Origin of the sequence: Acinetobacter sp. RF15B (assembly GCF_007558235.1) — a bacterium.
Lineage (GTDB): Bacteria > Pseudomonadota > Gammaproteobacteria > Pseudomonadales > Moraxellaceae > Acinetobacter > Acinetobacter lwoffii_C.
Genome location: NZ_VLSR01000020.1, coordinates 13,206 through 27,325, shown reverse-complemented (window position 1 = coordinate 27,325; position 14,120 = coordinate 13,206). Strand labels below are relative to the sequence as shown.

The 14,120-nt window shown below is 43.4% G+C and carries 12 protein-coding genes; 3 read left to right on the top strand and 9 right to left on the bottom strand.

Features of this window, described 5'->3' with window-relative positions:
• Window positions 1-116: 116 nt before the first annotated feature.
• The 7 genes from purH to E2K74_RS12290 all read right to left on the bottom strand — a co-directional run bounded on the left by purH (window position 117) and on the right by E2K74_RS12290 (window position 6,828).
• Window positions 117-1,691, bottom strand: a complete 1,575-nt coding sequence (purH, locus tag E2K74_RS12320) for a bifunctional phosphoribosylaminoimidazolecarboxamide formyltransferase/IMP cyclohydrolase (protein WP_151207927.1) — start codon at window positions 1,689-1,691, stop codon at window positions 117-119.
• 89 nt (window positions 1,692-1,780) lie between these two features.
• Entirely contained in the window at window positions 1,781-2,050 is a 270-nt protein-coding gene (fis, locus tag E2K74_RS12315) for a DNA-binding transcriptional regulator Fis (protein WP_001086304.1), read from the bottom strand.
• Window positions 2,051-2,449: 399 nt separating this feature from the next.
• The gene (locus E2K74_RS12310) at window positions 2,450-3,325 is read right to left on the bottom strand and encodes a DUF3426 domain-containing protein (protein WP_151207925.1); all 876 of its coding nucleotides are present in this window, start codon (window positions 3,323-3,325) and stop codon (window positions 2,450-2,452) included.
• A gap of 18 nt (window positions 3,326-3,343) precedes the next feature.
• A complete protein-coding gene (prmA, locus tag E2K74_RS12305) occupies window positions 3,344-4,246 on the bottom strand; it encodes a 50S ribosomal protein L11 methyltransferase (protein WP_151207923.1) in 903 nt (300 codons plus the stop codon).
• A gap of 173 nt (window positions 4,247-4,419) precedes the next feature.
• Complete coding sequence (locus E2K74_RS12300; protein WP_151207921.1) at window positions 4,420-5,307, bottom strand: bile acid:sodium symporter family protein; 888 nt, start codon at window positions 5,305-5,307, stop codon at window positions 4,420-4,422.
• Window positions 5,308-5,393: 86 nt separating this feature from the next.
• Window positions 5,394-6,281: a bile acid:sodium symporter family protein gene (locus tag E2K74_RS12295; protein ID WP_151207919.1), complete on the bottom strand. Its 888-nt coding sequence runs from the start codon at window positions 6,279-6,281 to the stop codon at window positions 5,394-5,396.
• 145 nt (window positions 6,282-6,426) lie between these two features.
• Window positions 6,427-6,828 (bottom strand): hypothetical protein, encoded by a 402-nt coding sequence (locus tag E2K74_RS12290; RefSeq protein WP_151203829.1) that lies wholly within the window; start codon window positions 6,826-6,828, stop codon window positions 6,427-6,429.
• A 252-nt stretch (window positions 6,829-7,080) separates the two neighbouring features.
• On the opposite strand from E2K74_RS12290, the gene mnmG reads away from it, so the two are divergent.
• The 3 genes from mnmG (at window position 7,081) to E2K74_RS12275 (ending at window position 11,014) form a co-directional block, all read left to right on the top strand.
• Window positions 7,081-8,961, top strand: a complete 1,881-nt coding sequence (gene mnmG, locus E2K74_RS12285; RefSeq protein ID WP_151203827.1) for a tRNA uridine-5-carboxymethylaminomethyl(34) synthesis enzyme MnmG — start codon at window positions 7,081-7,083, stop codon at window positions 8,959-8,961.
• Between the two features lie 310 nt (window positions 8,962-9,271).
• Complete coding sequence (mhpT, locus tag E2K74_RS12280) at window positions 9,272-10,483, top strand: 3-(3-hydroxy-phenyl)propionate transporter MhpT (protein ID WP_151207948.1); 1,212 nt, start codon at window positions 9,272-9,274, stop codon at window positions 10,481-10,483.
• A gap of 204 nt (window positions 10,484-10,687) precedes the next feature.
• Complete coding sequence (locus tag E2K74_RS12275; protein WP_151207917.1) at window positions 10,688-11,014, top strand: hypothetical protein; 327 nt, start codon at window positions 10,688-10,690, stop codon at window positions 11,012-11,014.
• Between the two features lie 375 nt (window positions 11,015-11,389).
• Here the strand turns inward: E2K74_RS12275 and glnG are convergent, their stop codons facing one another.
• Together glnG and glnL are read right to left on the bottom strand one after the other, a co-directional pair.
• Complete coding sequence (glnG, locus tag E2K74_RS12270) at window positions 11,390-12,865, bottom strand: nitrogen regulation protein NR(I) (protein ID WP_151207915.1); 1,476 nt, start codon at window positions 12,863-12,865, stop codon at window positions 11,390-11,392.
• Entirely contained in the window at window positions 12,852-13,961 is a 1,110-nt protein-coding gene (gene glnL, locus E2K74_RS12265) for a nitrogen regulation protein NR(II) (RefSeq protein WP_151203821.1), read from the bottom strand. The genes glnG and glnL overlap by 14 nt, the downstream gene beginning before the upstream one ends.
• Window positions 13,962-14,120: the final 159 nt, after the last annotated feature.

The following is a 14,120-nucleotide window of genomic DNA, read 5'->3' as shown; positions in this document are numbered from 1 at the left end:
CCATGAATCGAAAATGACATAAAGCCCTCAACTTAAAAAGGAGAGGACTTTATGCAAGATTAAAAATCTAGATTGTTCAGCATGTAAGACATTGTCATTACATTGGCACTACATAATTAGTGGCGGAAGTGACGCATGCCAGTGAAGACCATGGCAATACCAGCTTCGTCAGCTGCTGCAATGGTTTCTTCATCACGCATAGAACCACCCGGTTGGATAATGCATTTGATGCCAGCTTTTGCAGCGTTATCAATACCATCACGGAATGGGAAGAATGCGTCAGATGCCATTACTGCACCTTCAACTACGAGACCTGCATGTTCAGCTTTAATTGCAGCAATACGCGCAGAGTTGACACGGCTCATTTGACCTGCACCTACACCAATCGTTTGACGATTTTTCGCATACACAATCGCATTTGATTTTACATATTTCGCAACTTTCCAGGCGAAGATCATGTCATCAATTTCCTGTTCAGTTGGCGCACGTTTAGTCACAACTTTAAGGTCATCTTTAGTGATCATGCCCAAGTCCTGGTCTTGAACCAGTAAACCACCGTTGACACGCTTGTAGTCGAGTTGAGATTGACGCGCATCGATTGCTGGAAGTTCGCCACATACCAGAACGCGTACGTTTTTCTTCGCGCCTGTTACTTCAAGAACGCCTTCAGCAACGCTAGGTGCAATGATCACTTCAACGAATTGACGATCCACAATTGCTTGTGCAGTTGCGACATCTAGTTCACGGTTGAATGCAATGATGCCACCGAATGCAGATTCAGGGTCAGTTGCATAAGCCAGGTCATAAGCCGCCTGGATGCCATCTAAAGATACCGCAACGCCACATGGGTTGGCATGTTTTACAATCACACATGCAGGTTTAGCGAATGATTTCACACATTCAAGTGCTGCATCTGTATCTGCGATATTGTTATAAGAAAGCTCTTTACCTTGTAACTGTTTAGCTGTTGAAACAGACGCTTCAGTCGCTGTGTCTTCTACATAGAAGGCAGCAGATTGATGCGGGTTTTCACCATAACGAAGGTCTTGAACTTTATTTAATTGCGTATTGAAAGTACGTGCAAATTTGTCTGCCTGACCTTCTTCCTTACCTACGCGAGCGCCCAGATAAGATGCGATCATGCCATCGTATTGCGCTGTATGTTCAAACGCTTTAACCGCTAGGTCAAAACGAGTAGCATAAGACAAAGCACCTTCTGCTTTTAACTCAGCAATAACAGTTGAGTAGTCAGAAGCGTTTACTACAATACCGACAGAAGCATGGTTTTTTGCAGCAGCACGAACCATAGTTGGGCCACCGATGTCGATGTTTTCAATCGCATCTGCAAGTGAACAGTTTGGTTTTGCTACAGTGGCTGCAAATGGATATAAGTTCACAACAACAAGGTCGATGGCATCGATGTTGTGTTCTGCCATTACAGCTTCATCCAGTCCGCGACGTGCCAAGATACCGCCATGAATTTTTGGATGCAAAGTTTTTACACGGCCGTCCATCATCTCTGGGAAACCAGTGTGCTCTGAAACTTCAACTACGGCAATATTATTGTCTTTCAATAATTTGTATGTACCACCAGTAGATAAAATTTCTACCCCAAGAGCAGCAAGGTTTTGGGCAAACTCAACAATACCAGTCTTGTCGGAAACAGAGATTAAAGCGCGTTTAATAGTCATGATCTTCGTCACAGTTTTCAAGAATTAAAACAAATTAGCTAAATACAGGTCGAAAAAAATGCCTGCGGAAGCCGCAAGCATTTTATCATTTATTCACTCATTAAACCGTGAGCTTTTAACTTTTTACGTAAAGTACCGCGGTTAAGTCCGAGAATCTCAGCAGCACGTGTCTGGTTGCCACGTGTGTACTCTAGAACTACAGATAAAAGAGGCTTCTCCATTTCTGCTAGCACCATGTCATACACCTGAGAAGGTTGCTCGCCCTGCAGTTGTGCAAAGTAATGGCGAACTGCGCGATCTACATGAATACGTAGAGCGACATCAGATTGTGCAGTAAAAATAGGAGACTTGCTATTCATGCGAATTAATCCGAAAAATAAATATCACTTGGGTAAAGTGATATATAAAAGTGGTCTAGAAATTTAAATGAACTCCAATTTTAGATCCTAAAACTAGAGTTCTAAAACTTGGTCATTACATTGAGCTTGTAGCTTGACATATCTCTGCGGTTTGGTCGAAAAATAAGCGTAACAATAATTAAAGTTTTGTTACTGACCAAAATCCAAACAAAAAATCTGCTCAATACGCAATAAATTTTATAGCGCATTAGTTAAGACTGTATTTGTTGTGGAAAAGTAGCGAGGAGTTTGCAGCACATAGCTTTTGTGGCGCGTATAATACCATTTTCTAGGAAAAAGTGAGCAAGAAAACTGCATTTTTTTAAACTTTTTTCGATTTTTTAATAGTTTTTACCCATATTAAGGCCGAATTATTTCTAAACTATAATTATCGAAGTCTTTGCGGTCTACCGGAAGGCTAAATTTAAACTTGAAGGGACTGTTCTGAGGAATTCGCTCTACCTTTACCAGACTTTCAATCAGATACTCCTGTGAAGTCAGGTTGTAGGTCACGGTCTGCTTGCCATGTTTTTTCAGGTTTACTCTTAAAATAGGCAGGCTGAGACTGCGGTCATGGAGATTGACCAGTTCACCATTAAATTGTGTCTCGTTTTTAGCCACAGATCTGATCTTGACTTTATTAATATGAATTAGGTTGTAATGCTCATTAATATGCGAACAGTTAAACGTTTCGCAGATCTGGGTGAATGCCATACTCATGACATGGCTATTTTGCAGATATTTCGGATTAAACCAGAAAAACTGGAATAACAGCAGTCCAAGTAAGGACAGGTTTAACAGACTCCACCCGGCATAATAAAGTAAGCTTTTTTCCTGTTCCTTGTCCGACTCATCCCAGTTCATGCTGGGTAAGACGCTGATCGGGGTGGTGCTAAAATAGTTCAGGTTGTTTAGGTAAGTATGTAAGTCGATATTCGAGTTTTCGACTTTCTCATCAAAAATATTCAGAAAACTGTGCCGAGGCCGCTGAACCTGGTTGTTATGCTGCCCAGATGTGTCGGTTTGAGTAGGATAACGACTGTTATGATCGATAGTATCAAAAGCAGAGTCAGAAGCAGTGACCGAGTTCTGGTTCTCAGTCACCAGATGTGATAAAGCATTAAAAGTCGTGGTGCATTTGGGACAGCAAACCATACCTTGCGCTATGGTTAATTGTGCAACGCTAACCTTATAAGTTGTAGAACATGTAGGGCAATGGGTTTGCTTGTCACTCATATAGACTTTATATACTCTTTAATTTTTATGGCGTTTCCCCGAAATTCGGCACCAGTTTTCATCACGTTTTTCGACTTCTAATATATCAAAATGTTTTGAGTAAATGCTAGTAACTTCAGTCACTTGCTCTTCAATTACACCTGCAAGTGCGAACTCTGCCTCAGGTTTGACTAAATTTGCAAACTCAGGCTCAAGCATCATTAGTGGCCCCGCCAGAATGTTGGCTACAAACACATCTGCTTTCTGCTCGCCCAGCTCTGTATTGAACTCTTCCGGCAGGCCTACATAGAGTTTATCGAGTACGCCATTCAGTTCTGCATTTTGTTGGGTTGCCAGAACAGCTTGTGGATCGATATCAGTGGCATATGCTTTTTTCGCACCTAGTAATAGGGCGGCGACAGCCAAAATTCCTGAACCGCAACCATAGTCAATGACGATCTTTTCTTTAACATCAGTTTTTCCGAGCCATTGCAAGCAAAGGAACGTCGAGGCATGGTTTCCGGTACCAAAGGCCAGACCTGGGTCAAGTTTGATATTGACAGCATCGGCTTCGGGGGCTTGCATCCATTCTGGTACAATCCAGAATTTTTCTGCAATCTGAATCGGCGCATAGGCATCCATCCAGGTTCTTTCCCAAGCCTGGTCTTCTAAAAACTCATGCCGCATTGGAGCATCCGGGATTTGCAGGCGAATAAATGTTTCAAGAGCGCTGACATCAATTTCTTCATCATCTTCCTGTGCATAGATGCCAGTTACAATGACTTTATTCCAAAGTGGGGTTTCACCTGGAAGTGGTTCCAGTAAATCTTGGTTTTCGGCATCATCCAGTGTCACACTGACTGCACCCAAAGAGCTGAGTAAGGTTTCAGTAAAATCAACTTGAGCCTGATCAACCGTAATATGAATTTGTAACCACTTCACAGAAATTAACCTTTTCTACATGTTTTAAAAAGCTATTGTAACGGAACTTGGGAATGAGCGCTGCTATCTTGTGAGGCTATCACTAAATAAAAGAGCGCCATAGCTAGCACTGCATCCCAAAAACTTGACAGCTTAAGCCGGGTTTAAAGGATGCATTTTTAAAACGTGGAGTGCTATTGTGCGCTAGACAAGGCCGGTCGAGGGCTAATCGGTGCAAAGCGATTAAGCAAGAAACCAAAGATGGCAGCAAAAATATACATAAAGATCGAGTACACGGCAGCTGGCATGGCGACTGCTGTACTGGACATGACTGTCAACGCAATGGTCATGGCTAAAGTACTATTATGAATGCCAATCTCAAATGCACTGGCCCGAGCCTGAGCTGTATTGATATTCATCAGACGCGGAACAAAATAACCAATGCTCAGGCTGAAAATGCAGAACAGTACAGCGGCCAGACCTACTTGAGCCAAGTATTCAGCAATATTGCTACGTTCACTATAAATGGCACCTGCGATAATCAGGATCAGGAAAATGACTGCAAAGATACGCAGGGGTTTATTCAGTTTCTCGGTCAGTTTTGGAGAGTAGCGGCGAATCAGCATACCAATTCCCACGGGAAGCAGAATAATGCCAAAGACCTGCAGGATTTTTGCAAACTGTAAGCTGATTTGCTGGCTGTCCTGCATGAAGTGCATAATTGAAAAGTTAACAATCAATGGCAAGGTCAGCGCCGCAATCACTGAGTTAATGGCGGTCAAAGTAATATTTAGGGCCAGGTCTCCCTTAAACAGATAGCTAAACAGGTTGGCGGTACTCCCACCTGGAGAAGCAGCCAAGAGCATTAAGCCAACAGCAAGTAGAGGTGGAAGCGCCAGCAGCTTGCACAGTACAAAGGCAATACCAACCAGCAGTACGAGCTGACAGAACAGGGCGACCAGCACGGCTTTGGGATGCTGGGTCACGCGTGCAAAATCTTTGGGCGTCAGCTCCAGCCCTAAACCCACCATAATAATCGCCAGAGCGAGGGGTAAAAATATAGTAATAATGCCAGAATCCATCTGCATACTCCTTGGTAAAATTATTCTAATCGTTTTGATTTACTTTAGAAAAAGCATACAGCTTAAATCTGGTCATGCCAAGAAAATTACAAATTGGGTAAGTGACGGTTAGGTCTATAATTTACTTTTTGACGGCTGATCATCCAGCCAAAAATCGTGGCAAAAACATACATTACAATACTATAAATTCCGGCCGGGATAGCAATCGTGACATTGTCTAAAACCGAAATAGCAATGGTCAAGGCAATGGCCGTGTTATGAATGCCGATTTCAAAGGTGCAGGCCCGCACCATTCTTTCCGGAATCTTCATCATTAAAGGAAGACAATAACCGATAAACAGGCTGGAAAAACAGAGTAATACTGTCGCGGTACCGACGCTGGCAAAGTATTCAACCAGATTGAAACGTTCTCTGAAAATGGCAAAGGTAAATAAAATGCATAAAAAACTCACAGAGAGCAGGCGCATCGTGTAGTGCGCACTGATCGACAGTTGAGGGAGCTTGGCCCGTACCAGCATACCGATCATGACCGGAATAATTGTAATCAGAAAAACCTGTATAATTTTTTCAGGTGGTAAGCTGACGCTGCTTTGATCAGCAAGAAAATAATGCAATGACAGATTAATAATAAAGGGTAAGGTAAAGAGGGAAATAACAGTATTGAAAGCAGTTAAAGTGATATTAAGTGCAACATCCCCCTTATATAAATAACTGAACAAATTCGCTGTAGGGCCGCCAGGGGACGCTGACAGGAGCATGAACCCGACTGCCAGCAGAGGAGGCAAGTTTAAAACCAGACAAATCAGAAATGCCAGGCTGGTTAAAATCACCAGTTGAGAAAACAAGGCAATAAAAATTACTTTTGGATAGCGAAGTACCTTGAGAAAGTCTTTGAAGGTCAGTTCCAGTCCCAGCCCCATCATCATAATTGCCAGAGTGATTGGCAAAAATAAACTAAAAAACCCCGAGTCCATGAAGTTTCCTTCTTATTATTCATTTTTAAGTGTTTTGAAGTTTATCTTAGCTATACAAATAAGCAACAAAAAAATAAAAAACGGACAAAACCTAGTCAGTTTGCCCGTTTGAGTTGAATTGAAATTAAGCTGTTACTCTGGCAGCTTACATCCCTCTCTGAGTGGTTGCAGGCATCGTTTGATTTTGTTGCATCATATTGTTCTGAGGATGAGGAACGGTAAAACCTAAGGCACATTTGCCACGCATTTCAGTACCGTTAATGGTGACTGAGGTCACATTGCCTGTACTACAAGCATTATATAGTTCCGGTTCATCGCCTCTTAAAGAACTGGTGCCTGAAGATGGGAAAAATTGTGGCTCACAGGTACCATTCCAGATAATACCGCGGTAAGCAAAGCTGACTGGTGCACCTTGTGATTTGCCTTTACAAACCTGTTGGTATTTTTGTGCATTATAAACTTTCTCGACCTTATCATTTGCTGAAGCCACAAACGGGGCGAGACATAGACTACAGAGGGCAGCGGATAGAAACAAATTCTTATTCATCTTTTATACCTTTGGTTGTAATGTCAACATAAATAGCTTAAAAAATACTCAAAATTAAGCAATGTTAATCAAGTAATTTTTTAAGCTTAAATGTTTAATTTATATATAAAGTCTGCAAGTTAAGATTACATTGCAATATTCAGCAGGACTGAAAAAGTATGGTGTGGAGATAAATTACAGGGGTTCTGTCAAATTTAGGCTGAATTTTGCTATAATACTCAGCTATCCTTTTTTATCTCTCAATATACCACTATGCATTATCCTAAAGTTTACGATGTCATTGTTATCGGTGGCGGTCACGCAGGTACGGAAGCGGCCCTGGCTGCGGCGCGTATGGGGCGACAGACTTTACTCTTGACTCATAATATTGAGACTTTAGGGCAGATGAGCTGTAATCCGGCAATTGGTGGTATTGGTAAGTCGCATCTGGTGCGTGAAGTTGATGCCTTGGGCGGAGCAATGGCGCTGGCTGCTGATAAAGGTGGTATTCAATTTCGTATTTTAAACTCACGTAAAGGTGCAGCAGTACGTGCCACACGTGCGCAAGCGGATCGTGTACGCTACAAGGCTGCAATTCGTGAGACTTTGGAAAACCAGGCGAATCTGGATATTTTCCAGCAAGCTGCAGATGACCTGATTGTTGAAGGCGATACTGTCAAAGGCGTCGTGACCCAAATGGGCATTCGCTTTGATGCCAAAACTGTGGTGCTGACTGCGGGTACATTCCTGGGTGGCATCATCCATGTCGGTCTGGAAAAGTCGAGTGGTGGCCGTGCGGGTGATCCACCTTCTATTTCCCTGGCACATCGTTTACGTGAGCTGCAACTCCCTGTAGGGCGCTTAAAGACCGGAACACCACCACGTATTGATGCGCGCTCAGTTGACTTCTCAGTCATGACAGCACAGCCGGGCGATTTTCCGTCACCGACCATGTCGTTCATGGGAGATGCTTCAATGCATCCTGAACAGGTAAATTGCTGGATTACGCATACAAATGAAAGAACCCATGAGATTATCCGTGGTGGTTTAGACCGCTCTCCAATGTATACCGGTGTGATCGAGGGAGTTGGTCCACGTTACTGTCCTTCTATTGAAGATAAGATTCACCGCTTTGCGGACAAAGATTCGCATCAGGTGTTTCTGGAACCAGAAGGACTGGATACACACGAGCTTTATCCAAATGGTATTTCAACGTCATTGCCATTTGATGTTCAGTTTGAGTTGGTGCGTTCAATCCGTGGTATGGAGAATGCGCATATTCTTCGTCCAGGTTATGCAATTGAATATGATTATTTCAATCCACAAGCCTTGAAGTTTACGCTTGAGACCAAAGCGATCAATAACCTGTATTTTGCTGGTCAAATTAACGGTACTACCGGTTATGAAGAAGCGGGGGCGCAAGGTCTGCTTGCAGGCTTGAACGCTGCACGTCGTGCCTGGGACCAGGAGCAGTGGACCCCGAAACGTGATGAAGCGTATATGGGAGTCCTGGTGGATGACCTGATTACTTTGGGAACCAAAGAACCGTATCGTATGTTCACTTCACGTGCAGAGTACCGTTTGATGCTGCGCGAAGACAATGCGGATCAGCGCTTAACGCCAATTGGCCGTGAACTTGGTCTGGTAGATGATGAACGCTGGGCAGCATATTGTGAAAAAATGGAAGCTGTCGAGAGTGAAACAGGGCGTTTGCAAGATCTATGGGCAGCCCCGAATAACCCGATGGGTAAAAAATTCGTAGAGATGACAGGTGCAGATCTTTCCAAAGAATGTTCTGCGATTGATCTGCTGAAACGTCCGAATATTACTTTTGCACAAATCGCAGAACTTACTGGCTCTGAAGTGTCACAGCAGGTTGGTGATCAGATTGAGATTGCGGTGAAATACGCAGGTTATATCAACCGTCAGCATCAAGATGTGGCACAAATGAAGCGTCTTGAGGAAACCAGAATTCCTGCAGACTTTGATTATGACGCCGTCTCGGGCCTTTCCCGTGAAATTACTCTGAAACTGAAGGATGTGGGTCCTGAAACGTTAGGTCAGGCAAGCCGTATTCCGGGAGTGACACCTGCAGCAGTGCAGTTGGTGATGATTACGATTCGTAAGAATGCCCAAACCAAGAAGTCTGCTTAATAGTTTGAATTAAAAAGGCCCGCTAAATGCGGGCTTTTTTATTGAATCGGGAAGATGATCATTTAAAGTGATGATTCTATAGTTATAAGTTACTAATTTTGTAAGATATTGATAAATATAAATTTAATATTTTTTCTTATTTGGTGTTTCTCCTGTTGTTATTGATTTTAGATCTTATTCTTCTTAAATAAGCTCAGGGCTCGAGCATAAATCCTACTATTGTAGTGGTGTTTATTTAGCTCGATTCGCTGAACAATTCAATAGTAGGCTGAATATAGACAGAGCCTTTTATTGAAGGAGATCAATCATGATGTTGGCGCCAAAGGAGAAAACACAAAAACTCCTGGTGATTTTTTTGTGTTTTTGGGTCGCATTTTTTGAAGGCTTTGACTTGCAGGCACCTGGAATTGCTGCGAAAGGAATTGCAGAAACATTTGTATTGGGTCAGGTGCAGATGGGTTATGTGTTCAGTCTGGGTGTTTTCGGCATGCTCTTCGGGGCTTTTTTTGGTGGCCGTATTGCCGACTATCGGGGACAAAAACGTGTCTTGATGTTATCTGTGGCAATTTTTGGAATATTCTTTGCACTTACCGCGATTGCGCCGAGTGTTGAAATTTTATATGTAGCACGGTTCCTAACCGGACTGGGTTTAGGTGCGGCGATGCCCACCATGATTTCTGTAGTGGGAGATGAAGCGACAGAAGCCAACCGTGGCAAGTTAAATAGTCTGATGTACTGCGGCTTGCCTGTAGGAGCGATTTTTGTAGCGGGTCTGGCTATCTGCTTTCAGGACATCAGCTGGCAAACCCTGTTCCTGATTGGCGGCTTGACACCTTTGCTCCTGCTTCCATTTATGGCTTTTATTCTGAAGGATAAACCGCATACGGTTCAGTTCAAGCAAGCCGGGCAGCAGGATGTTGCTGTGCCAGCCATGGCAGATGTACTTTTTAAAGAACAGCGCTATAAACGTACCGTACCGCTATGGTTTGGCTTTTTCTTTACCTTGATGATTAACTATATTCTGATTAGCTGGTTACCGAACTTGCTGATGGAACAAGGTTTATCCAAGCAGGAGGCTTTTAGTATCATGCTGATCTTTCAGGTGGGAGCGGTGATTGGTACCTTGGGTCTGGGTTCTTTGCTAGATCGTTTAAAGCTGTGGCAAGTCGCGATGATTATTTATGTTGGTCTGGCGATTGCATTGATCCTGCTCTTTAGCAGTCAGGTGATTCCATTGCTGATCTTGGCAGGACTGATGGGTGGGATTTTCTCAACCGGTGGACAATCAATTCTGTATGGTATTTCCCCGATATTCTATACTGGTTCAGGTAAGGTCACAGGGGTGGGTACCGCAATCTCGCTTGGACGTTTGGGTGCGATGACTGGGCCATTGCTGTCTGGTAAGATCTTAGCTTTAGGTTTGGGTGCAACCGGTATTTTGTGGGCAAGTTTGCCAGCAGTCGTGATTTCTGCTGTGGCTGTAACCGCGCTATCTCGCTATAAGATAGAAGATAAATCCTGATTTAAGACGGTTTTTCTGAAAAAAGAAGGCTAATCATCTCATGCCAGTCATTGAAGCACTGACTGGCATTTTTTATATTTGAAGTTTGAGTGCCATTTACTGATCGTCATTAAACTAGGGTTGCTGTGATGGAAGTGGTATCGGGTTGTTATTCGGCTACTATTTTTTGCTAAGATAGGCTCAGATAAGATTTGAATATGAAAGATGAGCTATCAATTAATTCAGCTGGATATTGCAGCGACTGATAATATTGCCTGTCCACATTGTCAGCAGAACATTATTAACTGGCAAGAAGAGCAGTATATCCAGCCTTGCGAACATACCTTATTTATCGCCATGGATATTGGTTTTGAATATATTACCGATGAATTTGAACAGACCATGCTGCGTTCGGTGGATGATCTGCACGCCAATGATGATCTGGTCAATATGTTTGCCGAGATTAGTGTAAGTCGTTATCCAGACTATCTGATTTTAAAATCAGATCTGGGGATACAGGGATATTCCCGCTATATCGGTATTGCTCCCTGATTCTTTAAAAATCAGATTAATAAAAAACGCCCAATTAGTTGGCGCTTTTTTAGGACTGAGTTTAGGGTCTATTGATATTTCGTCTGTGTTTGCGACACTAAAGATCTATCTCGCAAGATTTTTTTAGTTCATATAACGCAGGAGACAAGAAGTTTAGTCACTCTAAATGAATGACTCATAACGAGATAACAAAAAACATATTCGTCTTCTTGCACAGTGAACACAGCGATGCTTTGTTCTTGCTTATAGAGCTAACACTCTCTTGGATTTCGTTATGAAACTTGACAAGAATCTCGCTATTTCCTTTCTTTTATGCCTCATCTGTCCAGTTTTAACTTGCGGCGCAATCCATTGATGAAATACACACCTGAATAACTAGGTTTCAGCTTCTTCTTCAACATCGTCATCGGCACTGTCCATTCCAAGTTCTTTGAGTTTGCGGGTGAGAGTGTTGCGTCCCCAGCCTAGCAGTTCTGCGGCATGGCGTTTACGGCCACGGGTTTGTTGTAGGGCTGCATTAATCAGAGTGCGTTCAAACATCGGGGTGGCAACATCCAGTAATTTCATTTCGCCATTTTTGAGTTTTTGAATAGCCCACTGGCCAAGTAATTCATCCCATTGAGGGGCTGCAATCTGATTTGGATTCGGAATTAGAGCGCTTGCATCCTGCTGCTGGATAGGAATCTGTTTTAACTCTGGTGGCAGGTCTTGAGGATAGATCTCACGACCGGTAATCATGACGGTGAGCCAGCGACAGGTGTTTTCCAGTTGACGCACGTTCCCTTGCCAGGGTAGCTTTTGCATATATTCTTGGGTCTCTGGGCGCAAGATTTTAGGGTTAACGCCTAACTCTTTGCCAGCAAGTGCCAAAAAGTGCTGTGCCAGCATTGGAATATCTTCACTGCGATGAGCCAGTTTCGGAATATGAATTCGAATGACATTCAGGCGATGATATAAGTCTTCGCGGAAACGTCCATCCTGTACCAGTTTTTCCAGATCCTGATGGGTGGCTGCGACAATACGGACATCGACTTTAACCGGAATATGACCACCGACACGGTAAAACTCGCCATCGGCCAGAACACGCAGTAGACGGGTCTGGGTCTCAAAAGGCATATCGCCAATTTCATCTAAAAATAAGGTACCCCCATTGGCCTGTTCAAAACGGCCTTGACGTTGTGTATTTGCCCCGGTAAAAGCTCCCTTTTCATGACCAAACAATTCGGTTTCGATCAAGTCTTTGGGAATCGCGGCCATATTCAGGGCAATGAAGGGTTTGTTACTGCGCGGCGAATGACGATGCAGGGCATGAGCGACCAGTTCTTTACCGGTACCGGATTCACCATTAATTAATACCGTAATATGCGACTGGGATAAACGGCCAATGGCACGGAAGACTTCCTGCATCGCCGGTGATTCGCCAATAATTTCTGTAGATTGAATAGCTGGTGCTGTTCTGGCAGATTCCTGCTGCTGTAATTTACTTAGATGTAAAATTGCACGATTGACCAAAGCCAGTGCTTCATCAATATCAAACGGTTTTGGCAGATATTCAAAAGCGCCAGTCTGATAACTGGATACTGCCGATTCCAGATCCGAGTGCGCCGTCATAATAATGACAGGCAGGTCAGGATACTTATGTTTGACTTTGCTTAAAAAAGTCAGGCCATCAATACCGGGCATGCGGATATCGGTTAAAATTACGTCGGGCGCATTACTATTTAACTGGCCGAGAGCCGATTGTGCCTCTTCAAAGCTGGTGACATCAAAGCCTTCTTCCTTGAAGGTTTTTTCCAGCACCCAGCGCATGGTCCGATCATCATCAATGATCCATATTTTATTGTGTGGCATGGTCTGACTCCCAAGGTAAATATAAGCTAAATATGGTTTTTCCGGGTGCGGAATGACAGGCAATGATGCCGTTGTGCTGATGGATAATATTTTGAGCAATACTGAGGCCAAGTCCGGTGCCTTTGGCACGGCTGGTAACAAGCGGATAAAAGATCGATTCCAGAATATCTTCCGGAACACCAGGGCCATTATCTTCAATATCAATACGGATCACTGAACGGTGCAGCGTACCGTTAATCGTGATCAGGCGCTGAATCCGGGTTCTTAAAATCAGCTCAGGCTGATGCTCGATGAAAAAATCTTTATTTTCCGTTATAGCTTGAATGGCGTTGGCACAGATATTCAGCATGACCTGAATCAATTGATCACGGTCTGCCAGAACTTCAGGCAAAGAAAGGTCATAATCACGAATGATCTTAATTTTTTTCTTGGTCTGGTTTACGATCAGCGCACGGACACGTTCAAGTGGTTCATGTACATTCACCATTTGATAACTCGGCAACTGGCGTGAACCGAGCATGGTATCGGCCAGATTTCTAAGTCGATCCACCTCACTGATAATAATGTCAGTAAATTCTTTATATTGCGGATCATTCAGGCTGCGTGCCAAGAGCTGGGTCGCACCACGAATTCCTCCTAGCGGATTTTTGATTTCATGGGCGACTCCACGAATGAGCAGGCGGGCAACCTGATGCTGCTGACTAAAGTTTTCTTCACGGGAGATTTTCAGCATACGGTCACGCTGATTTAGTTCAATCAGCAGAAGTGGGTGATAGTCCTTGCCAGCATTTAAGAGTGACACCATATAGTCCACATGAATGTCTTTAAAGTTGACATTTAGCGTGGCTTCACGGCGTGTATAAGGTTGAGCTGTTCTCAAGGTATTGAGCAGTGCTTCTTCAGTATTAAACTCATCGGTGGGTACATGCAGGATATTCATGACTGGCGTGCCGTATGCGCGTAATAAACTGATATCAAATAAGGCTTCGCAGGCCGAGTTGAGATAAAAGATATTTAGATCGCGGTCTACCAGCAAAATAGCGGTGGTCATATTGTCCACCAAAACACGATAGTCAATCGAATTAGGCTGATCCATTAGCAGTCGTTTCCCTGTTTTAAAATGGCGCAATGGCATCTTCATAAAGCCCAATAAAAAATTTAAAAGTTCAAGAGTTAGGCGGATTAAGCAAGATGTACGCCAACTTTACAACTCTATAAAATCCGGCTGAAAATGCACGAAATACGCGAGAAGCAC